The sequence below is a fragment of the Micromonospora sp. NPDC050686 genome (assembly GCF_040654475.1).
Lineage (GTDB): Bacteria > Actinomycetota > Actinomycetes > Mycobacteriales > Micromonosporaceae > Micromonospora.
Genome location: NZ_JBFAID010000055.1, coordinates 16,911 through 38,773, shown reverse-complemented (window position 1 = coordinate 38,773; position 21,863 = coordinate 16,911). Strand labels below are relative to the sequence as shown.

At 75.5% G+C, this 21,863-nt stretch carries 18 protein-coding genes and 1 pseudogene; 12 read left to right on the top strand and 7 right to left on the bottom strand.

All coding sequences use genetic code 11. The annotated features are described in order from the left end of the window. Positions 1-26: 26 nt before the first annotated feature. Entirely contained in the window at positions 27-1,733 is a 1,707-nt protein-coding gene (locus AB0H57_RS27000; protein WP_357511136.1) for a DEAD/DEAH box helicase, read from the bottom strand. A 291-nt stretch (positions 1,734-2,024) separates the two neighbouring features. Here AB0H57_RS27000 and AB0H57_RS26995 point away from each other — a divergent pair, with 291 nt between their 5' ends. Next, entirely contained in the window at positions 2,025-2,669 is a 645-nt protein-coding gene (locus AB0H57_RS26995) for a ferritin-like fold-containing protein (RefSeq protein ID WP_357511134.1), read from the top strand. Positions 2,670-2,714: 45 nt separating this feature from the next. Here AB0H57_RS26995 and AB0H57_RS26990 read toward each other — a convergent pair whose 3' ends face one another. Beyond that, positions 2,715-2,942: a DUF3107 domain-containing protein gene (locus tag AB0H57_RS26990; RefSeq protein WP_357511132.1), complete on the bottom strand. Its 228-nt coding sequence runs from the start codon at positions 2,940-2,942 to the stop codon at positions 2,715-2,717. A gap of 65 nt (positions 2,943-3,007) precedes the next feature. Continuing rightward, positions 3,008-3,646, bottom strand: coding sequence for a TetR/AcrR family transcriptional regulator (locus AB0H57_RS26985; RefSeq protein ID WP_354964845.1), 639 nt, complete (start codon positions 3,644-3,646; stop codon positions 3,008-3,010). Between the two features lie 1,268 nt (positions 3,647-4,914). Between AB0H57_RS26985 and AB0H57_RS26980 the strand changes: the two genes are divergently transcribed. From AB0H57_RS26980 to AB0H57_RS26955, 6 genes and pseudogenes are all read left to right on the top strand, one after another. Next, positions 4,915-6,792, top strand: coding sequence for a Daple (locus AB0H57_RS26980; RefSeq protein WP_357511148.1), 1,878 nt, complete (start codon positions 4,915-4,917; stop codon positions 6,790-6,792). Positions 6,793-6,887: 95 nt separating this feature from the next. After that, positions 6,888-7,862, top strand: coding sequence for an alpha/beta hydrolase (locus AB0H57_RS26975; RefSeq protein ID WP_357511130.1), 975 nt, complete (start codon positions 6,888-6,890; stop codon positions 7,860-7,862). Positions 7,863-7,867: 5 nt separating this feature from the next. Next, positions 7,868-8,893, top strand: coding sequence for a DUF3152 domain-containing protein (locus AB0H57_RS26970; protein ID WP_357511128.1), 1,026 nt, complete (start codon positions 7,868-7,870; stop codon positions 8,891-8,893). A 57-nt stretch (positions 8,894-8,950) separates the two neighbouring features. Further along, positions 8,951-9,802 (top strand): DUF3152 domain-containing protein, encoded by an 852-nt coding sequence (locus AB0H57_RS26965; RefSeq protein ID WP_357511126.1) that lies wholly within the window; start codon positions 8,951-8,953, stop codon positions 9,800-9,802. 41 nt (positions 9,803-9,843) lie between these two features. Further along, complete coding sequence (gene moeZ, locus AB0H57_RS26960; RefSeq protein WP_357511124.1) at positions 9,844-11,091, top strand: adenylyltransferase/sulfurtransferase MoeZ; 1,248 nt, start codon at positions 9,844-9,846, stop codon at positions 11,089-11,091. 77 nt (positions 11,092-11,168) lie between these two features. Next, positions 11,169-12,008, top strand: a pseudogene (locus tag AB0H57_RS26955) (prenyltransferase/squalene oxidase repeat-containing protein); the annotation flags it as partial. Between the two features lie 127 nt (positions 12,009-12,135). Here AB0H57_RS26955 and AB0H57_RS26950 read toward each other — a convergent pair. After that, entirely contained in the window at positions 12,136-13,377 is a 1,242-nt protein-coding gene (locus AB0H57_RS26950; protein ID WP_357511122.1) for a glutamate-5-semialdehyde dehydrogenase, read from the bottom strand. Positions 13,378-13,445: 68 nt separating this feature from the next. Continuing rightward, positions 13,446-14,555: a glutamate 5-kinase gene (gene proB / locus AB0H57_RS26945; protein ID WP_357511120.1), complete on the bottom strand. Its 1,110-nt coding sequence runs from the start codon at positions 14,553-14,555 to the stop codon at positions 13,446-13,448. A gap of 61 nt (positions 14,556-14,616) precedes the next feature. On the opposite strand from proB, the gene AB0H57_RS26940 reads away from it, so the two are divergent. The 3 genes from AB0H57_RS26940 to AB0H57_RS26930 are packed head-to-tail and all read left to right on the top strand — an operon-like array spanning position 14,617 to position 17,840. Continuing rightward, positions 14,617-14,931 (top strand): MGMT family protein, encoded by a 315-nt coding sequence (locus AB0H57_RS26940; protein WP_357511118.1) that lies wholly within the window; start codon positions 14,617-14,619, stop codon positions 14,929-14,931. Between the two features lie 32 nt (positions 14,932-14,963). After that, positions 14,964-16,328 (top strand): MFS transporter, encoded by a 1,365-nt coding sequence (locus AB0H57_RS26935; protein WP_357511116.1) that lies wholly within the window; start codon positions 14,964-14,966, stop codon positions 16,326-16,328. A gap of 27 nt (positions 16,329-16,355) precedes the next feature. Next, positions 16,356-17,840, top strand: coding sequence for an aspartate aminotransferase family protein (locus tag AB0H57_RS26930; protein WP_357511114.1), 1,485 nt, complete (start codon positions 16,356-16,358; stop codon positions 17,838-17,840). A 73-nt stretch (positions 17,841-17,913) separates the two neighbouring features. On the opposite strand, the gene AB0H57_RS26925 is transcribed toward AB0H57_RS26930, so the two are convergent. Together AB0H57_RS26925 and AB0H57_RS26920 are read right to left on the bottom strand one after the other, a co-directional pair. Next, positions 17,914-19,155 (bottom strand): hypothetical protein, encoded by a 1,242-nt coding sequence (locus AB0H57_RS26925; protein WP_357511112.1) that lies wholly within the window; start codon positions 19,153-19,155, stop codon positions 17,914-17,916. Further along, the gene (locus AB0H57_RS26920; RefSeq protein ID WP_357511110.1) at positions 19,148-19,717 is read right to left on the bottom strand and encodes a SigE family RNA polymerase sigma factor; all 570 of its coding nucleotides are present in this window, start codon (positions 19,715-19,717) and stop codon (positions 19,148-19,150) included. Before AB0H57_RS26920 ends, AB0H57_RS26925 begins: the two co-directional genes overlap by 8 nt. A gap of 136 nt (positions 19,718-19,853) precedes the next feature. Here AB0H57_RS26920 and AB0H57_RS26915 point away from each other — a divergent pair, with 136 nt between their 5' ends. Continuing rightward, positions 19,854-20,423 carry an NADH-quinone oxidoreductase subunit B family protein gene (locus tag AB0H57_RS26915; RefSeq protein ID WP_357511108.1) on the top strand — a complete coding sequence of 190 codons (570 nt, stop codon included), beginning with the start codon at positions 19,854-19,856 and terminating at the stop codon, positions 20,421-20,423. Positions 20,424-20,544: 121 nt separating this feature from the next. Beyond that, positions 20,545-21,861, top strand: a complete 1,317-nt coding sequence (locus AB0H57_RS26910) for a DUF2252 domain-containing protein (protein WP_357511106.1) — start codon at positions 20,545-20,547, stop codon at positions 21,859-21,861. Positions 21,862-21,863 lie beyond the last annotated feature (2 nt).

Below are 21,863 nucleotides of genomic sequence, written 5' to 3'. Positions count from 1 at the left end.
CGGGGGATGTCAGGATGCGTGGGAGATCAGTCGGCGGTCGACGCCTCGGCCGGCGTACCCGCACCGGAACCGCCACCACGACGGCGCCGGCGGCGGCGCGGCTTCGGCGGCTGCCCGCCCTCGGCGGACCCGGCGGCCGGCTCGGCGGCACCCGCGTCGGCGCTGACCACGGCGGTCGGCTCGCCCGCGACGACCTCGCCGGCCCGGCGGCGACGCCGGCGGCGCGGGGTACGTCCGTCCTCCTCGCCGGCGGTCTCGACCGGCGCCTCGGCGTCCGGGGCGTCGGTGCGGGTACCGCCCTCACCCCGGCCCCGACCCCGGCCCTCGCCCCGACCCCGGCCCTCGCCCCGACCCCGGCCCTCGCCCCGACCCCGACCCTCGCCACGGCCGCGGCCTTCGCCGCGCCGGAACCGGCCGCCGCCGAGGTCCTCCTCGACCTCGGCGGAGAGCCCGGCCCGGGTGCGCTCGGCGGTCGGCAGGGTGCCGGTCACCTCGGTGGGAATGTCCAGGTCGGTGTAGAGGTGCGGGGAGGTGTGGTACGTCTCCGGCGGCTCCGGCATGTCCAGGCCGAGGGTCTTGTCGATGATCCGCCAGCGGGGCATGTCGTCCCAGTCGACGAAGGTCACCGCGACGCCGCTGGCGCCGGCCCGACCGGTACGCCCGATCCGGTGGGTGTAGGTGTCCTGGTCCTCGGGGCAGTCGTAGTTGATGACGTGGGTGACGCCGCTGACGTCGATGCCCCGGGCCGCCACGTCGGTGGCGACCAGCGTGTCGATCTTGCCGGCCCGGAACGCCCGCAGCGCCCGCTCCCGGGCGCCCTGCCCGAGGTCACCGTGCACCGCCGCCACCGCGAAGCCCCGGAAGTCGAGATCCTCGGCGACCCGATCGGCGGCCCGCTTGGTGCGGGTGAAGATCATGGTGAGCCCGCGCTCCTCGGCCTGGAGGATCCGCGCCACGATCTCGACCTTGTTCATCGAGTGGGTGCGGTAGGCCAGCTGCTTGGTCCGCGGGTTCGGGCCGGTCTCGGCGGTGTGCCCGGCGTGGATCGTCATCGGGTGGCGCAGGAAGCGCCGGGACAGGGTGACGATCGGGTCCGGCATGGTGGCCGAGAAGAGCATCGTCTGCCGGTCCTCCGGCAGCATCGCCAGGATCCGCTCGACGTCGTCCAGGAAGCCCAGGTCGAGCATCCGGTCCGCCTCGTCGAGGACCAGGGCGTGCACCCGGTCCAACCGCAGGTGCTTCTGCTTGGACAGGTCCAGCAGCCGGCCCGGCGTGCCGACCAGGATCTCCACGCCCTTGCGGAGCGCCTCGACCTGCGGCTCGTACGCCACGCCACCGTAGATCGGCAGCACCCGGACGCCCCGGGTGCTGCCCGCGGCGGACAGGTCCTTGGCGACCTGGATGCCCAGCTCGCGGGTGGGGACGACGACCAGTGCCTGCGGCACGCCGTCGCTGCCCTCGCCCGGCGCGAAGACCCGCTCCAACAGCGGTACGCCGAAACCGAGGGTCTTGCCGGTGCCGGTCGGCGCCTGGCCGATCATATCGGTGCCGCGCATCGCGATCGGGATCGCGTACTCCTGGATGGCGAAGGCGCGGGTGATGCCGGCGGCGGCCAGGGCCTCGACGGTCTCCTGCCGGGCGCCGAGCGCGGCGAAGGTGGGCGCCTCCGGACGGACCGGGGCGGTGGGGGCCAGTACGGGGCCCTCTGTGAGTTCGGAAATCTGCTCGCTCATCTGGATCTGGGGGTGCCCTCTCGTGGGTGCGCCCCGGCATGTCCAGCAGGGCGCTGTCGGTTTGGCGCGGGCCACACGGTGGGCGGAAACTGCCAACGCCGCACCGGGCCGCACGCGCGCCGGGGGCCGGACTCAAACGATCGGCGCCCACGGCAACTGTTGAATACTACCTGAGCCGCTGGCCAGCGGTCTCGGCCAATGACAACACGCCGTCTGCCGGGCGTGTTCCCTGTTACCTGCGCCACACGCAGGGGTGTCCGGAACGCCCCGCCGGGCGGTAATCTGCGCTCCGTGTCCGCGCTGTCCGAGCACGCCCCCGTCGACCTGCTCGGCCTGGTCGCGTACGGCGAACTGCTCGCCTTCGACCGGCTCGCCGCCGACGCCCGGCTCGCGCCCGACCTGCGCCGACGCGCCGCGCTGAGCGAGCTGGCCGCCGCCGAGATCGGCAACTACCGGCGGCTGGCGGACCAGCTCACCGCCCTGGGCGTGGCGCCCGAGGAGGTGATGGAGCCGTACGTGGCGGCGCTGCGGGCGTACCACGACTCGACCGAGCCGAGGGACTGGCCCGAGGCGGTCACCAAGGCGTACGTCGGGGACGCGATCACCGACGACTTCCTCGGCGAGATCGCCGAGCGGCTCGACGAGCCGTACCGGGGGCTGATCGGGGACGTGCTGCACGAGTCCCGGTACGCGGAGTTCGCCGCGGCGGAGATCAGGGCCGCGATCGAGACCGACCCACGGGTGGCGAACCGGCTGTCGATGTGGGCGCGCCGCCTGGTCGGCGAGGCGCTCTCCCAGGCCGGCCGGGTGGCGGCCGCGGATCGGGGGGCGCTGACCGCGCTGATCAGCCGGGACGGGCTGGACGTGCCGGCGCTGTTCCGGGAGTTGACCAGCCGGCACGCCGCCCGGATGGCGGCCGTCGGGTTGAACAACTGAGCAGCCGTCCCGCAGCGACCCGGTCGCCGCGGGACGGCGGCCGGGTCAGCGGACGGTGAAGCCGACCGCCCGCGGGGACGCCTCCGCGATCTCGACGTAGGCGACCTTGCCGACCGGCACGATCACGCGCCGGCCCTTCTCGTCGGTCAGGGACAGCGTCCCCTCGCCCTTGGCGATGGCGTCGGTCACGATCTGCTCGATCTCGGCCGGCGACTGCGCGCTCTCCAGTACCAGCTCACGCGGCGCGTACTGGACGCCGATCTTGACCTCCACTGTGCCTCCTCATCCGGGCGAAAGTGCCGCCGTGGAAAAGGCTATCCGATCTCGGCGCAGGATGTTCAGGCTGACTCACCCTGCAGGGGGAAGCTGGCGATGCCGCGCCAGGAGAGCGCGGCCACCAGCGCCTCGGCCTCCGCCTTCGGCACCTGCCGGCCACCGGCCAGCCAGAACTGGGCGGCGGTCTCCGCCGCGCCGACCAGCCCGGAGGCGAGCAGTTCGGCGTGCGCCCGGCTCACCCCGGTGTCCGAGATGATGGTGTCGGTGATCGCCGCGATGCAGCCCTGCTCGACCCGCTCGACGCGCTGGCGCACCGCCGGGTCGTTGCGCAGGTCCGACTCGAAGACCAGGCGGAACGCCTCGCTCTCGTGGTCGACGAAATCGAAATAGGCGCGCACCGAGGCGCTGACCCGCTCCTTGTTGTCGCTGGTCCCCCGCATCGCGTCGTGCACCTTGGCCACGATCGCGTCACAGTGCGTGTCCAGCAGCGCCAGGTACAGCTCCATCTTGCCCGGGAAGTGCTGGTACAGCACGGGCTTCGAGACGCCGGCCCGTTCGGCGATGTCGTCCATCGCGGCGGCGTGGTACCCCTGGGCGACGAACACCTCCTGCGCGGCCGCGAGCAGCTGCTTGCGACGTGCCGAACGCGGCAGTCGGGTGGGCCGGCCGGCGGTCTGCGCACCGTTCCCCACAGCGGTCATGGGAACCTCCGAGTTTCTTCGTACGAGCCGGCATCAATCACCCGAACCGGTCAGGGTAGGTGGACCCGTCGCGGAATTGGCCCGCCGCTGTAACTTATCGCCACTGTCACCACACGGTAGCCTCAGCGGGGGCTACCAAGGAGCGCGCGGTGAGTGATTCAGGGCAACCCGGAGCCCCCACCCCGGGAGAGCAGGGCGACGGCACGGGTCGGCAGGACGACCTGGTCCGCCCGGTCAGCGGCTGGGAGCCTCCGGCGGCCGGCTGGACCCGGGGCGGCGACGTCGGCCAGCCCGAGGAGTCGGCGCCGCCCTGGCGGCAGACCGGCCCGGCGGGTGGCTGGGCCGCCTCGTCACCGCGCCACGGCGACCTGCCGGCCGCGCTGCCCGGCCCGCCCGCGGCCACCGCGCCACCGGCCCGGCTCAACGGCCGCCCCCACGTCAACGGCACCGATCACGGCGACGAAATGCCCCCGACCCGCCCCGCCCCGGTCAGCGCTCCGCCCGGGCTCAGCGCCCCGCCCGGGCTCAGCGCCCCGCCCGGGCTCAGCGCCCCGCCCGGGCTCAGCGCTCCGCCAGGGCTCGGTGCGGAGCCGTGGCCGGCCGCCGATCCCCGGTCCGCCGCCGAGGCGTACCGGGAGACGGCCGAGGCGTACCGGGACGGTGGCGGGGACCGGCTGGCCGTTCCGGCGCAGCGCCCGGCGCCCCCGCTGGAGCAGTCGGCCGACCCGACCGCCGGCCCCGCCCGGCACTCCTCGGAGGACCCGCCCGCCAACCGTCCCACCCGCTGGGGCGACGGGACCGTGCCGTCCTCCGCCCCGCCGGCCGTGCAGATCCCACCGGTGGGCACCACCGCCTCCGGCTTCGAGGTGCCGCCCGGCTTCCACGCGCCCACCGTCGACCGGGCCGCGCACGACCGGGCCGCCGTCGACCGGGCCGCGCACGACCGGGCCGCCGTCGACCGGGCCGCGCACGACCGGGCCGCCGACCCGGACGCCGAGTCGCCCGCCTGGGCCGACCGGTTCGCCGCCGATCCGTCCCGCCCCGATCCCGCGCCGGCCCGCCCCACCGAGGAGCCGTGGGCCGCCCCGAACTGGAACCGGTCGAGCTGGGGCGAGGGCTGGGCCCCCGCGTCGTGGTCCGGCGAGGACGAGCCTCCGACCGGGCGCCGGGCCCGTCCGGAGCCGGCCCCCGGGTACGAGCCGCCGCGCGCCGAGCCGGAGCGGCCGTACGAGCCGGTCCGGTCCGAGGCCGGGCGGCCGTACGAGCCGGTGCCCGCGGAGCCCGCGCGGCCGTACGAGGTGCCCCGCACCGACGAGCCGGGCCGGCCGGCGGCGGCGGAGGCGCCGGCGGGGCGGAGCGGGGCGTCCACGGTGGACCGGCCCGCCTGGGCCCGCTCGGCGTCCCGCCCGGCCCCCGCGCCGGAGCCGCCCGGCGACGACCGCACGGTTCGGCCGATCCGGCGCCGGGCGGCCGGGGAGCCGGTCACCGCGCCGCCCGCCGACGCCACCCGGACCGACGGGTCCACCGCCACCCCGCCGCCCGCCAGCGGTGCGTCCGCATCCGGCGACTTCTCCGCCGCGCTCGACGCCGTTCGCGCGTCCGCCGCCGGCGACCCGTCCGACCCGGAACGCCCTTCCGCCCCGACCAGCGCCCCGCCCCACCCCGCCCGCCCTTCCGCCCCGACCAGCGCGCCGCCCTACGCCGGTCGCCGGTCCGCACCGGAGCCGGCACCCGCCCCGCAGACCGTGGCGGACGCGCCCCGCCCGGAGTCGACCCCGGCCGTGCTGCCGCAGCGCGTCCCCGCCGAACCGGACGTGCCCGTAGTGCCGGAGCCGCCAGCCGTGGAGCCATCCGCCGAGACCCCCGAACTCGCTCGCATCGCCACCCACCTTCGTCGGGAGGACGAGCCCGCGCCGCTGCGGGAGCGGCCGGAGGGCTTCGACGTCAACGCCATCCTGGAGGCCGTACGTGGGGTGGCCGGGGTGCGGGACGCGGCGCTGCGCCGCACTCCCGCCGGCGCGCACAGCCTGCGCCTCGATCTTGCCGACGGCGCCGACCCGGCCGAGGTGAGCCGCCAGGTGGCCCGGTTGCTCCAGGAACGGATGGGGCTGGCCGCCGCCCCGCAGAACCTGCCGGGCGCGTCGGCCGCGCCCGCACCCCCGGTCCGCCGCCGGTCCACCGAGTCCCGCGCCGACCAGGGCCGCGGCCCGGCCACCCGGGCCGCCGCCGAGCCGACCACCCCGGCCGCGGAGTCCACCACCGCGGCCGCGGAGCGGACCAGGCCGGCCGTGGAGCCGACCGCCCGGGCCGCGGAGCCGGCCGCCGACCGTCGGCCCGGCCAGCCCGGTGACTGGTACGTCGCCCGGCGTGCCGTCGAGGAGCCGGCGTCGACGACGCCTCCCGCCGAGGTCACCGGTCCGCCGGCCGCCCCCGCCGAGGTGGCCGGGTCGACCACACCTCGCGCCGAGGACACCGGGTCGACCGGCGTCCGGTCCGTGGCCGAGCCGGGCGCGGTGCGGCCGGTCTCCGGCCCGGGCGCCGATCCCGGAGCCGAGCCGTCGGGCCGCCGCCGGTCGGGCGGCCCGCACCGGGGCCGGGCCAGCGTGGCGGAGGCGTTCGCCACGACCGCGCCGGTCACCGCCACCGGCAGCCCGGTCACGGTCGGCGCCTCGTACTCGGGCGGCCAGATGACCACCACGGAGACGGCCCCCTCCCGCCCGCTGGACACCGGCGGCGTGCCCGGGCCGCGGGTGGTGATCGACCATGTGCAGGTCAGCACGTTCGGGCTGGACGCCACGGTCGAGGTGCGCCTGATCGCCGGGGAGGAGACCGCCGAGGGTCACTCCACCGGGCCGGCCGTGGACGGGTACGTGCTGCGGCTCTGTGCGGTGGCCGCCGCCGCGGCGGTGGACGAGCTGCTCGGCGGCGCGCACCACCCCGCCGGCCGGGGGCGCTGCTTCGTGGAGCATGCGGCGGTGGTGCCGTTCGGCAACTGCGAGGTGGCCACAGTGGTCGTGCTCCTGGTCTGCGACGGCTGGGTGGAGCAGCTCGCCGGCTCGGCGCTGGTCGCCGGCGACCAGCGCCAGGCGGTGGTACGCGCGACCCTGGCGGCGATCAACCGCCGGCTCGAGGCGCTGCTGGCCTGACCGGCCCGCGCCACTCGCGCCGGATGCCGGTCCAGGTCGGGCGAACCGGCCTCCTCGACGGGCCGGGACCGGTCGGCGCGGGCAGACTGGGAGGCATGAAGCGCGCCGCCCTGGAGCCCGACCACCTCCTCCCCGCGCACCACGTGCCACCGCCCTGGCCGGGCCGGGAGGTACGCCTCGACGGCACGGTGACCTACGTCCGGGACACCCCGGCCACCCGTTCCGGCGCGGAACCGGCGCTCTACGTGCACGGGCTCGGCGGGTCCGCACAGAACTGGACGGACCTGGCCGGGCTGCTGGCCGACCGGCTCGACGGGCAGGCCATCGACCTGCCGGGCTTCGGCCGCAGCGAGCCGGGCCGGCGCTACACCGTCGCGGCCTTCGCCGACCGGGTGGTCCGCTGGATCGAGCACTCCGGGCGGGGCCCGGTGCACCTGTTCGGCAATTCGCTGGGCGGCGCGGTCGCCGTCCGGGTGGCGGGGCTGCGCCCCGACCTGGTCCGTACGCTCACCCTGGTGTCGCCGGCCCTGCCGTTCCTCGACCCGCGCCGGTCGTTGCAGGGCCGGATGCTGCCGTTGCTGGCGGTGCCGCGCGGGGAACGGCTCGCCGCCTGGCGGCTGGCCCAGATCGCGCCGGAGGTGATGGCCGAGCAGGTGATCACATCGTGCGTCGCGGACGTCACCCGGATCAGTGCCCAGCGCCGGCAGGAGGCGCTGGAGGAGATCAAGGTGCGTTACGAGGCGGCGCACTACGCCGCCGCGTACGTCCGGACCTTCCGCGGGATCGTCTCCTGTTTCCTGCGGGCGTACCTGCCGGGGCCGGGCTCGCTCTGGCGGATCGCGGCGGCGGTGCGGGCCCCGACGCTGGTGGTGGGCGGCCTGGCCGACCGGCTGGTGGACGTACGGGTGGCGGAGCGGACGGCGCGGGTGATCCCGGACAGCCGGCTGCTGATGCTGCGCGGGGTGGGGCACGTGGCGCAGTTGGAGGTGCCCCGGCTGGTGGCCCGCGCGGTGCTGGGTCTGCTCGCCGAGGCGGCGGAGGCGGAAGTCCGGCCGGACATGGCAAGCTGACCGGGATGTCCCCGAATATCCCCCGTCGCGGCGCCGCCGTGCGGCCACCGCTTCGTGAGCATTCTTCCCCCGTCGACCGGGCCCGCGCCCCGGCCGGCCGCTGGCGTCGTTCGCTGCTGCTTGCCGTCGTGGCCGCCACCGCGCTGGCCGGGGCCGGCGTCTCCGCCGCCACGGACCGGTCCGGGGCCGCCGCCCTCGCCGTACCGCCGACGGTGTCGCCGTCCGCCGTGCCGACGCCGGTGCCCGACCCGTTCGTGGCGAGCCCGGCGGTGAGCCCGGCGGGCCCGGCCGTGAGCCCAGCCAGCCCGGCCGTGAGCCCGGCCAGCCCCGGGGTCGGACCGGGCCCGAGCCCTCCGACGAGTCCCGCCGGGGACGGACCGGAGGCGACCCCGCTGGTGGCCGGGGTGGCCGACCCCGCCCCGGTGCTGCGGTTGCCGGGGCCCGTTCCGGCCACCGGTCGCGGCGTCTTCGGGTACGCGGAGCAGCCTGCTCCGGTGCTCGGCAGCTCGGGCGTGCTGCGCCGGTTCCGGGTGGCGGTCGAGGTCGGGGCGGGCGAGGAGGTGCCCGCCTTCGCCGCGGCGGTGCAGGCCGCGCTGGCCGGGCCGGGGAGCTGGGTGGACGGCGGTGGGCTGCGGTTGCAGCGGGTGGGCCCGGCGGTGCGGGCGGACTTCACCGTCTACCTCGCCACGGCGGGGACGGCGGCCCGGATGTGCGCGGCGGGCGGGGTCGACATCCGGGTGGGTGGCCGGCCGTACACGTCCTGCCGGACCTCGGGGAAGGTGGTCCTGAACCTGGACCGGTGGCGTACCTCGGTGCCGCACTTCGTGGCTGCCGGCGTCCCGCTGGACACCTACCGCCGGTACGTGGTGAACCACGAGGTGGGCCACCAGTTGGGGCACCGGCACGAGGGCTGCCCCGGGGCGGGACGGCCGGCGCCGGTGATGCAGCAGCAGACCCTCTTCCTCGGCGGCTGCCGGCCCAACCCGTGGCCCTACCTGAACGGCCGGCGGTACACCGGCCCGCGAGCCTGAGGGGCAAAAGATGGCAATGAGGCGGATTTAGTCCGAATTGCCTGTCATGCTGTTCTCATGCCACCCGTGTCCCCTCCGGGCCCGGCCGTCCGGCCTGACCCGCAGCCCAACCCGTACGTCGTGCGTCGCCGGCTCGGGATGCGTCGGCGCCGTCGCCGCGCCGCGCTGATCGGACTGGCCCTGCTCGGCGCTGTGGTCGGGGTGGTCGAGGTGACCGGGGTCGGCGCAACCGGCGAGCCGGCGGGCGACGAGACGATCGTCGCCCAGGGCGGCGGGGGCGGGGCGACCAACCACCCCGACGCCGTGCCACCGCACCCGGACACCGCCGCCGGCTATCCGGCCACCGGGTCCGGGTCGTTCGTCACCGCGGCCGGCACCTCACCCGTACGGGGCTCCGGCGGGCAGTTGCGCCGCTATCGGGTGGCGGTCGAACGGGACAGCGGCCGGGACCCCGACGCCTTCGCCGCCGAGGTGGACGACGTGCTCGGCGACGACCGGAGCTGGACCGCCTCGGGCGGACTGCGGGTGCAGCGGGTGGCCGACGCGGACACCGCCGACTTCACCGTCTATCTGGCCACCCCCGGCACGTCCGAGCGAATGTGCGCCGAGGGCGGCCTGCACACCGAGGGCTACACCTCGTGCCGGCTGCCCGGCCAGGTGATCATCAACCTGGCGCGCTGGATGGACGGGGTGCCCGACTACGGCGCCCCGCTGGAGGTCTACCGGACGTACGTGATCAACCACGAGGTCGGGCACGAATTCGGCGAGCTGCACCAGGGCTGTCCCCGGCCCGGCGCCCCGGCGCCGGTGATGCAGCAGCAGACGTACGGCCTGGACGGGTGCGTCGCGAACGCCTGGCCGTACGTCGACGGGACCCGGTACGAGGGGGAGCCGACCGAGGGGGTCTGAGTTATTCCCGCTCCCGCATGCCGGGCGGGGTGGCCCTCATCATGGCCGATGGCAGGTGCGGCGAGCGACAATGGCGCGGTCCCACCGCCGAACCCGGGGAGTCCACCGTGTCGTTGCCCCCGCTCGTCGAGCCCGCCGCCGAGCTGACCGTAGACGAGATCCGCCGCTACTCCCGCCACCTGATCATCCCGGATGTCGGGGTCGAGGGGCAGAAGCGGCTGAAGAACGCCCGGGTGCTCTGCGTGGGCGCCGGCGGCCTGGGCTCGCCGGCCCTGCTTTACCTCGCCGCCGCGGGCGTCGGCACCCTCGGCATCATCGACTTCGACACCGTCGACGAGTCGAACCTCCAGCGCCAGGTCATCCACGGCGTCTCCGACGTCGGCCGGTCCAAGGCCGAGTCCGCCGCCGCGTCGGTCCGCGAGATCAACCCGCTGGTCAACGTCGAGATCCACAACACCGCGCTGGACCGGGAGAACGTCCGCGAGATCTTCTCCGGGTACGACCTGATCGTCGACGGCACCGACAACTTCGCCACCCGGTACATGGTCAACGACGCGGCGGTGCTGCTCGGCAAGCCGTACGTCTGGGGGTCGATCTACCGGTTCGACGGCCAGGCGTCGGTGTTCTGGGCCGAGCACGGCCCCTGCTACCGCTGCCTCTACCCGGAGCCCCCGCCGCCCGGCATGGTCCCGTCCTGCGCCGAGGGCGGCGTGCTCGGCGTGCTCTGCGCGTCGATCGGGTCGATCCAGGTCAACGAGGCGATCAAGCTGCTCGCCGGCATCGGCGAGCCGCTGGTCGGCCGGCTGATGGTCTACGACGCCCTGGAGATGAGCTACCGCAAGATCAAGGTCCGGAAGGACCCGAACTGCGTGCTCTGCGGCGAGAACCCGACTGTCACCGACCTGCTGGAGGACTACGAGGACTTCTGCGGCGCGGTCTCCGTCGAGGCGCAGGAGGCGGCGGTCGACGCCACCATCACCGCCCGCGAGCTGAAGGAGTGGCAGGACGCCGGCAAGGACATCTTCCTGGTCGACGTCCGCGAGCCGGCCGAGTACGAGATCGTCCGCATCCCGGGCGCGACCCTGATCCCCAAGGGCGAGATCCTCTCCGGCGAGGCGCTGGCGAAGCTGCCGCAGGACCGGCAGATCGTGCTGCACTGCAAGTCCGGGGTCCGCTCCGCCGAGGCGCTCGCCGCGCTGAAGGCGGCCGGGTTCGCCGACGCGGTGCACGTCCAGGGCGGCGTGCTCTCCTGGATCAAGCAGATCGACCCGTCGCTGCCCGAGTACTGAGCCACACCCTCGTCCCGCCTCGGCGGACCGGCCGGCGCTGGCCGATCCGCCGAGGCGGACTCGCGTTAACCTGCGTTAACGTGTCCGCCGTGGTGGACTTGGACGCGGCCGTCGGCTACGTGGTGGCGCACGGCGACCCGGTGGAACGCGCCCGCCTCTCCCGCCTGCGCACCGGTGCGCCGGTGCCGGCCGAGGTGCTCGACGCGGCGGAGGCCGGGCAGACCCCGGACGGCGGCTGGCCCGCCCTCTCCGACGCCCAGGTCGCCTCCGTCGACGCCACCTGCTTCCGGCTCGTCGAGCTGGACGACCTGGGCGCCCTCGACCGGCCGGCGGCACGGCGCGCGCTGGACTGGCTGGCCGGCCGGCAGTTGCCCGACGGCGGCTGGGACGAGGACGAGCGGCTGGCCGAGGCCGCGCCGGAGTGGGCCCGGCCGGGCGACCCGGCGGCCCGGCTCTACCTCACCGCGGGTGCCGCGTTCTGGCTCAGCGTCGCGGGACCCGCCGACCGGTCCGCCGGCCCGTACGACGACCCCACCGGCGGCCCGTACGCCGGCGTGGTGCGGGCCGCGGCGACGCTGCTCGCCGCGCAGCTCGCGCCCGACGGGAGCTGGCCGTCGTTCCTGGCCACCGGCTGGCTGGCCGCGGCGGTGCTGCACCGCCAGCAGATGTTCTACGAGTCGGCGCGCATCCAGGTGGTGCTCGCCGAGCGGATCCCGCGGCTGTCACCGTCCAACGTGGCCTGGCTGGCCGCCACCCTGCGCCGGATCGGCCTGGGCGACGAGGAGTGGGTGCTGGCCGGGGCGCGCAACCGGCTCGCCGAGACGCAACGCAGCGACGGCGGTTGGGACAGCGACGACGGCCACCGCTTCGACGTGCACACCACCCTCACCGCCATCCGCGCCTGCCGCCCCCGCTGACCCGCCCCCGCGCCGCGCTCCCGGCGCGCGTGGTCCGGCCGCAACTTCCGGGAAGCTGGCCCCTCCCGCGGCCCGGGGGGCCACAACCTCCCTGAAGTTGCGTGGCCGAGCCCGGGGCGGGGCACGGTCAGCGGAGGTGGGCGTCGCCGGTGACGACGTACTTGGTGCTGGTCAGTTCGGGCAGGCCCATCGGGCCGCGGGCGTGCAGCTTCTGGGTGGAGATGCCGATCTCGGCGCCGAAGCCGAACTCGCCGCCGTCGGTGAACCTGGTGGAGGCGTTGACCATGACCGCCGCGGCATCCACCCGGGCCACGAACTCCCGGGCCGCCGGCTGGGAGTCGGTGACGATCGCCTCGGTGTGGCCGGTGCCGTACCGCCGGATGTGCGCGACCGCCGCGTCCAGCGAGTCGACCACGGCGACCGAGATGTCCGCCGAGAGGTACTCGGTGGCGAAGTCCTCCTCGGTGGCCGGCAGCACGGCGGCGGAGTGGGCCGCGACCCGCGGGTCGCCGTGCACGGTCACCCCGGCCGCGGCGAACGCGGCCAGCACCGGCGGCAGGAAGGCGTCGGCGATTCCCGCGTGCACCAGCAGCGACTCGGCGGTGTTGCAGGTCGACAGCCGCTGGGTCTTGGCGTTCAGGGTGATCGCCACGGCCTTCGCGACGTCGGCGGCGGCGTCCACGTAGACGTGGCAGTTGCCCACCCCGGTCTCGATCACCGGCACGGTGGACTCCTCGACCATGGTCCGGATCAGCGACGCCCCGCCGCGCGGGATCAGCACGTCGACCAGGCCCCGGGCGCGCATCAGCTCCTTGACCGAGTCGCGCGAGGTCGCGTCGAGCAGTTGCACCGCGTCCGCCGGCAGCCCGGCCCCGGCGACGGCGTCCCGTAGCACCGCGACCAGGGCGGCGTTGGAGTGCGCCGCGGACGACGAGCCACGCAGCAGCGCCGCGTTGCCGGACTTCAGGCAGATCCCGGCGGCGTCCACGGTCACGTTCGGCCGCGCCTCGTAGATGATGCCGACCACGCCGAACGGCACCCGGATCTGCCGCAGCTCCAGCCCGTTGGGCAGGGTCGAGCCGCGGACCACCTCGCCGACCGGGTCGGGCAGCGCGGCCATCTGGCGCAGCGCGTCGGCGATGCCCGCCACCCGGCCCGCGTCCAGCGCCAGCCGGTCCAGCACGGCCGCGGTCAGCCCGGCCTCTCGCCCGGCCGCCAGGTCCGCCTCGTTGGCGGCCAGGATCTCCGGCGTACGCGCCACCAGCGCGTCGGCCATCGCGTGCAGCGCGGCGTCCTTCACCGTACGGGTGGCGACCGCGAGGGCCGCCGCCGCTTCCCGGGCCCGCCGCGCCTGCTCGACGACACTCATGTGCGCACTCCTTGAGGTGTTTGGCGGGGCCCCCGCTTGACAGACGTGTGTTGAGCGGGGACCCCTGCTTACAGCAGTACCAGGTCGTCGCGGTGGACGACCTCGCGTTCGTAGGCCGGGCCCAGGGCCGCGGCGAGTTCCGTGGTGGATCGGCCGAGCAGCCCGGGCAGCTCCACCGCGTCGTAGTTGACCAGCCCGCGGGCCACCGGCGCACCCTGCGTGTCGACCAGGTCGACCGGGTCGCCGGCGGTGAACGCGCCGTCCACCGCGGTGATCCCGGCGGGCAGCAGCGACTTGCGCCGGCTCACCACCGCCTGCACCGCGCCCGGGTCGAGGTGCAGCCGCCCCCGGGGCGCGGTGGCGTGCGCCAGCCAGAAGAGCCGGGCGGCCGGGCGCCGGCTGCTCGGATGGAAGAAGGTGCCGACGGGCTCGCCGGCCAGGGCCGGCGCGGCCAGCGGCGCGGCGGTGAGCACCACCGGGATGCCGAAGCCGGTGGCGATCCGGGCCGCCTCGACCTTGGTGACCATGCCCCCGGTGCCCACCCCGGTCCGGCCGGCGCCGCCGATGTCGACCCCGGCCAGGTCGGCCTCGCCGCGTACGTCGGTGATCCGGCTGCTGCCCGGCCGGCTCGGGTCACCGGTCCAGAGCGCGTCCACGTCCGACAGCAGCACCAGCAGGTCGGCGTCGACCAGCGCGGCGACCAGCGCGGCCAGCCGGTCGTTGTCGCCGAACCGGATCTCCTCGGTGGCCACCGTGTCGTTCTCGTTGACGATCGGCACCGCCCGCAGGTCGAGCAGCTTGCGCAGGGTCCGGTACGCGTTGCGGTAGTGCGCGCGGCGGGTCACGTCGTCGACGGTGAGCAGCACCTGCCCGACGGTCAGCCGGTGCCGGGCGAAGGCGGCGGCGTACCGGCCGATCAGCAGCCCCTGGCCGACGCTGGCGGCGGCCTGCTGGGTGGCCAGGTCGCGCGGGCGCCGGGGCAGGCCGAGCGGGGCGAGACCGGCGGCGATCGCGCCGGAGGAGACCAGCACCACCTCCCGCCCCTGGGCGGCCAGCGCGCCGAGCGTGTCGACCAGCGCGTCGACCCGGGATTCGTCCAGGCCGCCCGTCGCGGTGGTCAGCGAGGACGACCCGATCTTGACGACGGCCCGCCGGGCCGAGGTGACTGCTTCGCGCACCCGACCATTCTGCGCGCTCGGGTCCGCGACTCCCCTCGCCGTTCCCATACTCTGACAGCTCGTGACACCTGACGAGTACGTCGAGGCGGTGCTGGAGCTGGTCGAGCGGATCCCGCCCGGCCGGGTGATGTCGTACGGGGCGGTGGCCGACGCGCTCGCCGAGCGCTCGGGACGGGCCTCGGCCCGGCTGGTCGGCTCGATCATGGCCCGGCACGGGGGCGGGGTGCCCTGGTACCGGGTGGTGACCTCGGCCGGCCGGCTGCCGCCCGGGCACGAGCGGGAGGCGCGGGCCCGGCTGCGCGCCGAGGGCTGCCCGTTGCGCCCGTCCGGGGTCGACATGCCGGCGGCCGCCTGGCAGCCGGACGAAGGGCTGTGACCGAGGCCATAACATGAGTAGCATTCGGCTCCATGACCGTTTCGGGCCTGCCGCGCCGGGTGCACCTCGGGTACGCGCTGGGCTCCCTGGTCACCGGCGCCTTCGGGACGGTGCCGGGGCTGCTCCTGCTGCCGTACCTGACCGACACGCTGGGCGTCGCGGCGGGCATGGCAGCCCTGCTGGTGCTGCTGCCGAAGGCCTGGGACGTGTTGGTCAACCCGGTCGCCGGGCGGATCTCCGACCGCACCCGGTCCCGCTGGGGGCCCCGCCGGCCGTACCTGCTCGCCGGCGGGCTGGCCCTGGCGGTGCTCTTCGCCTCGATCTTCGCCGCGCCCTTCGGGACCGGGCCGGCCGCCGGGGCGTACGTGGCGGTGGCGTTCCTGGCGACCGCGACGGCGTTCGCCTTCTTCCAGGTGCCGTACGTGGCGATGCCGGCCGAGCTGACCGCCGACCCGGCGGAGCGTACCCGGATGATGGGCTGGCGGATCGCGGTGCTGGCACTGGCCATCCTGGTCTCCGGGGCGGTGGCCCCGGCGGTGGTGACCGGCGGTGGCGGGGGCGTGCCGGGACACCGGTGGATGGGCCTGTTCGTCGCCGCGCTGATCGTGGCCGGCACGGTCGGGGCCTTCCTGGGCACCCGGACCGCGCCCGTCGGGATGGCCGGGGAGAGCGAGCCGAGCCTGCGCGCCCAGCTCGCGGTGGCCGCCGGCAACCGGCCATTCCGTGCGCTGCTGGTCTGCTTCGTGGTGCAGTCGGCCGGGGTGGCGACCGTGCTGGCCGGGGTGAAGTACTTCGCCGACCAGGTGCTGGCCGCTCCGGACACCGGCCCGACCCTGCTCTTCGCCTGCTTCGTCGGCCCGGCGCTGCTGGTCATGCCGCTCTGGACCCGGGTCGGCGCCCGGGCGGGGAAGCGCGCCGGCCTGGTCGCCGCCTCGCTGCTCTTCGCCGCCGGGGCGACCGCCCTGGTCGCCGCCCCGGCGCTGCCGGCCGCCGGGGTGTACGCGGTGGTCGCGCTGATCGGCGCCGGCTACGCCGGCCAGCAGGTCTTCGCCCTGGCCATGCTGCCGGACTGCATCGCCTACGACACCGCCCGCACCGGCCGCCGCCAGGCCGGCGTGTTCACCGGACTGTGGACGGCGGGGGAGACCTTCGGCCTCGCCCTCGGCCCCGGCATCTACGGCCTCGTCCTCCAGTTCTCCGGCTACGTCTCCTCGTCCACCGGGGTCGCGGCGGCCCAGCCGGCCACCGCCCGCCTCGGCGTCCTGCTCGGCTTCACCCTGCTGCCGGCCCTCCTGGTAGCCACCCCGGTGGTGCTGCTCCGCACCTACACCCTCCCTCCCACCCCCACCCCCCGCTCCGACGATCATGGAGTTGTGGTGGGGGAGGAAAGCCGCTGACCGCTACAAGAAGGGCGCCACAAGTCCATGATCGACGAAGAGTGGAGCGCGCTGCCTGAGCGCGGGGTGGCGGCGGGGCGGGTGCTGGACGAGATCCGCGCGCTGCGGGCCGGGGACCGGCCCACCCACGGCGGACGGCTGTTCGCGTACGTCTACGACCCGGGGGTGGGCGGGCTGGACGAGCTGGCGCGGGCCGCGTACGCGGAGAGCGCGCACGTCAACGGGCTCGACCCGACCGCCTTCCCGTCCCTGCTGGCGATGGAGAACGCGCTGGTCGGGGCGGCGGCCCGGCTGCTCGGCGGCGGGCCGGGCACGAGCGCGCCGGAGGCGGTCGGCAGCGTCACCGGCGGCGGCACCGAGTCGCTGATCCTGGCGGTCAAGGCGGCCCGGGACGCCCGGCCCGAGATCGCCGAGCCGCGGCTGGTGGTGCCGGCCAGCGGGCACGCCGCCTTCGCCAAGGCCGCGCACTACCTGCGGGTGGCGCTCGACCGGGTGCCGGTGGACCCGGCCACCCTGCGGCCGGCGGTGGCCGACGTGGCCGCCGCGATCCGCCCGGAGACGGTGCTGGTGGCCTGCTCCGCCCCGTCGTACGCGCACGGCGTGGTCGACCCGGTCGCGGAGATCGCGGCGGTGGCCGCCACCGCCGGGGTGCGCTGCCACGTGGACGCCTGCTTCGGCGGCTGGGCGCTGCCCTGGCTGCGTCGCCTCGGCGAGCCGGTGCCCCCGTTCGACTTCGCCGTCGACGGGGTCACCTCGATCTCCGTCGACCTGCACAAGTACGCGTACGCCCCGAAGGGAGTGTCGGTGCTGTTGCACCGGGATCCCGCGCTGCGCGCTCCGCAGTACTTCGGGTACGCCGACTGGCCCGGGTACACGATGGTCAACCCGGTGATCGCCTCCACCCGCTCCGGCGGCCCGATCGCCGGCGCGTACGCCACCCTGCGGCACCTGGGCGCGGACGGCTACCTGCGGCTGGCGGAGCGGACCCGGGACGCGGTGCGCGGGCTGGCCGCCGCGGTCCGCGCGGTCGACGGGCTGCGGCTGCTGGCCGAGCCGGAGTCGACGGTGGTCTGCTTCACCGCCGACGACCCCGACCTGGACCTGTTCGTGCTGGTCGACGAGCTGGCCGAGCGGGGCTGGCACACCCAGCCCCAGCTGTCGTACGCCGGGCTGCCGGCCAGCGTGCACCTGACCGTGACCGCGGCGGTGGCCCCCCGGGTGGCCGAGTTCGGCCCGGACCTGGCCGGCGCGGTCGCGGCGGCCCGGACGGCCGGGCCGGTGCGGCTGTCGGCGGAACTGCTGGCGCTGGCCGGGGCGCTGACCCCGGAGGCGCTCACCCCGGAGCTGGTCGCCGGGCTGGCCGCCGGCCTCGGCCTGGGCGGCGGCCCGGCGGGCGGGCCGCTGCCGGGGCGGATGGCGGTGGTGAACACGCTGCTCGACGCGGTTCCGGTGGCGGTGCGGGAACGGCTGCTGGTGGAGTTCGTCGGGTTGCTCCAGCGTCCGGCCTGGTGACGGCCGCCGCCGCGACGACGTCGCCCCGGCCGGAGCGGTTCCGGCCGGGGCGAGCGAGCACGGCGGCGGCGAGTCAGTTCGTGGTGCGGACGTCGGCCGCGTTGTCCAGCTGGGTGAGATCGGGCCAGCCCTTGTTCTGCGCGTCGTAGTGGTCGACCCGGACGGCCGTCGCGCCACCGTCGGACGTGGGCCCGTCGACCAGGAAGCGGAACGTCCAACTTCGGCGTTCCCCGGCGGGCAACCCGCCCGTCACGCAGTCGGCCCAGTACGGTCCCACCGCGGGCAGGTCGCGGCACTGCGCGAAGTCCCCGCCGGCCCGCTCGCCCAGCCGGCCCAGGCTGCTGAACCCCAGCTGCGGCACGTCGACCGGGCCCTTGTTCACCACGGTGAGGGTCAGCGAGCCGGTCCGCTTCCCCGCCGCGTCCGGCGTGCCGAGGACCAGCTCGCCGGCCGTCAGGGTCAGATCGGTGAGCCGCCCGTCCGGCCCGAAGGCCGTCGGCCCGCCCGTCTGGGTGAACCGGCCGCCCTGCCACCGGTACGTCCGCCACTGGTCCCGGGTCAGGTACGTCGGGACATCGCAGCAGGGTTGGATGTCGGCCACCCGCACCCGGACCGACCCGCCGCCGGTGACCTCGTACGCCAGGATGTCCCGCTGCCCCTCCCCGGTCCGGGCCACCCGGCCGAGGGTGACGATCCGGCCCGCGGTGTCCCGGTCGAAGGCCACCACCTGCTTCCCGACCGCCTCGCCGTACCGGCAGCCGACCAGGGCCACCGTCTCGTCGGCGCCGTCGGCGTCGACGTCGCCGTGGGCCAGCGAGACCAGGGCCGGCTCGCCGACGTCGTCGTCCGCCTTTCGCAGTCGGACCGCGCCGTCGGCCTGGCACTCGTCGGGGGACCAGGCCGGCAGGGTGACTTTCCCGGCGAGCAGTTGGGCCCGGCTGATCCGGCCGTCCGGCGCGGCCGGCGGCTCCGCGCCGGCGGACCCGGCCGGGGAGCCGGTGGGCGAGGAGGTTGGGGGCGCCGAGGACGGTGCCGTCGACGGGGACGGCGAGCCCGGGCCGGTCGGTGACGGCTCGACGGTCTGCGCGGGTCCCGGATCCGGCGGCCCGGGCTGCCGGTCCAGGGCGGCCCGGCCGGCGACCGGCACGGCCACCGCGAGCACCACGGCCGCGGCGGTGACGGCGATCGCCCGGTGCCGGCGCCGCCGGACGGTGGCCCGGGCGGCGTCCGGCCCGGCCGGCTGGACGGCCGGGACGAGCGCGTCGCGGTACGCGGTGAATTCGGCATCCACCAGCCGGTCCTCGTACTCAGTCACGGTTGTTCACCTCGCTCGTCGCGGCCAACTGGCTGGCCAGCGCCGCTCGTCCCCGGTGCAGCCAGGACTTGACGGTGCCCTCCGCCACGTCCTCCTGGGCCGCGATCTCGGTGATGGACAGGTCGGCCAGGTAGTGCAGCACCACCGCCCGGCGGTGGTTGGCGGGCAGCTGCGCCAGGGCCGCGTGCAGCGCCACCCGGTCCGGGTCGGGACCGGGCACATGCTCCAGCCGCTGCCCGTGCAGGAAGGACTGGGCGGTGCGGAGTCGGCGCCACCGGCTGGTGGCCAGGTTCCAGGCGACCCGGCGGACCCAGGCCACCGGATCGTCGTACCGGGACACCCGGGACCAGCGGGCGAACGCCCGGCAGAACGCCTCCTGCACCAGGTCCTGCGCCTGCGGCAGGTCACCGCAGTAGGCGGTCAACTGGATGGTCAGCGCTCGGAAGTGCGCGTGGTAGAGCTGGTCGAAGTCGACCGTCCCGGACCGCCCGTCGCCGTGCGGCCCGGCTGCGGCCGCACCGGGCGGAGGCTTGTCGAGCCTCGGTTCCCTGGTCACCGTCACCTGATCCTCCCCGTACGCCGCCCGCCCGCGCGGTTGACTCCGGTTACACGCCTCGATGCGGCCTCCGGTTGCGCCGGCCGGGGGTTTCTCGCTGTGGTTGACTGTGTCGGATCGGGGACAGCGGAAGGGGGCCGAGGTGCAGCTGCCGGCGGTGCTCGGCGAGCCGATCCGGTTCGTGCTCAACTGGGGCCGGCGCTACTCGCTGTGGGTGTTCAACTTCGGGTTGGCCTGCTGCGCCATCGAGTTCATCGCGACCAGCATGGGGCGGCACGACTTCATGCGCCTCGGCGTCATCCCGTTCGCGCACGGCCCCCGGCAGGCCGACCTGATGGTGGTCTCCGGCACGGTCACCGACAAGATGGCACCCGCGATCAAGCGGCTCTACGACCAGATGCCCGAGCCGAAGTACGTCATCTCCTTCGGCGCCTGCTCCAACTGCGGCGGCCCGTACTGGGACTCGTACTCGGTGACCAAGGGCGTCGACCAGCTCATCCCGGTCGACGTGTACGTGCCGGGCTGCCCGCCCCGCCCGGAGGCGCTGCTGCACGGCATCCTGCGCCTCCAGGAGAAGATCGCCGCCGAGCAGTCCGGCGTGGGCGGGGTGCCCCGCCCGGACCGGCTGGCCCCGCCGGTGGACCCGCCGGCCCCGCCGGCCCGCTCGGTCGACTCGCTGACCGCGCCCACGGTCCGTCCGCCCGCCGGCTGACCGCCGGCCCGCCTGGTGACCGCCTGCCGGCCGGCCACCCGGGGGGCCCGGCCGACTCGCCGTACCTGGTCGGACGGTCGGCGCAGAGCCACGGTGGCGGGCGGGCACTAGCCTGCCGACCATGAGCCGCTCCGGTGACCTGCGATCCACCCACATCGTCCGCGTCCTCGTCGACGAGTTCGGCGAGTCGATGGCGCAGGACCCGGCGGCGTTCCGGCGCAAGTTCCGCAAGATGGCCGCGTCGCCGTTCGCCTTCTACCGCGGCAGCGCGTCCCTGTTCTACGCCGACCAGCTGGGCGACTTCGCCGACGACCGCTACCTCGACGAGCGGACCAGCCGGGTCTGGATCCACGGCGACCTGCACGCGGAGAACTTCGGCACGTACATGAACGCCTCCGGGCAGCTGGTGTTCAACGTCAACGACTTCGACGAGGCGTACGTCGGGCCGTTCACCTGGGATGTCAAACGCTTCGTGGCCAGCGTGGCGCTGCTCGGCTACGCCAAGGCGCTGTCCGACGGGACGATCAGCGAGCTGGTGGCGACCTTCGCCCGGTCGTACCTGGCCGAGCTGCGGGGGATCGCGGCGGGCGGGGACGACGCGATCGGCTCGATCACCCTGGAGACCGCGGACGGGGTGCTGCTCCGGGTGCTCCAGCGGGCCCGGTTGAACACCCGGGTCGAGCTGCTCGCGGCGCAGACCACCATCGACGCGTACGACCGCCGGTTCTCCCAGCGCGACGGGGTGTACGAGGTCGACGCCGAGACCCGGGAGCGGGTCTGCGCCGCCTACCAGGCATATCTCGCCACCCGCCCGGAGACGGCCCGCCGGCTGCGGCCGGTCGAGGCGCAGGTCAAGGACGTGGTGATGCGCAAGGGGGTGGGCATCGGGTCGGCTGGGCTGCCGTCGTACAACCTGCTGCTGGAGGGGCACACCCAGGCGCTGGAGAACGACGTCATCCTCTACATGAAGCAGGCCCAGGTGCCCGCGGTGGCGCGGCACATCGACGACGAGCGGGTCCGGGGCTACTTCCGGCACCAGGGGCACCGCACGGCCGAGTCGCAGCGGGCGTTGCAGGCGTACGCCGACTCGTGGCTGGGCTTCACCGAGCTGGACGGGGTCGGCCAGCTCGTCGCCGAGGTCTCCCCGTACGCGGCCGACCTGGACTGGGCGGACGTGGACGAGCCGGCGGAGCTGGCCGGCGTGCTCTCCCAGCTGGGCCGGGCGGTGGCCCGGATGCACTCGGTGGCCGACGACGAGTCCAGCCACGACCTGGTCGACTACTCGACCGAGGAGTCGATCGTGGCCGCGGTCGGGGCCGACGACGAGCGTTTCGTGACTCTGCTGGTCGACTTCGCGCACGGGTACGGGGCGCAGACCCGGCACGACCACCAGCTCTTCGTGGACCTGTTCCGCAACGGGCAGCTGCCCGGAATCTGAGC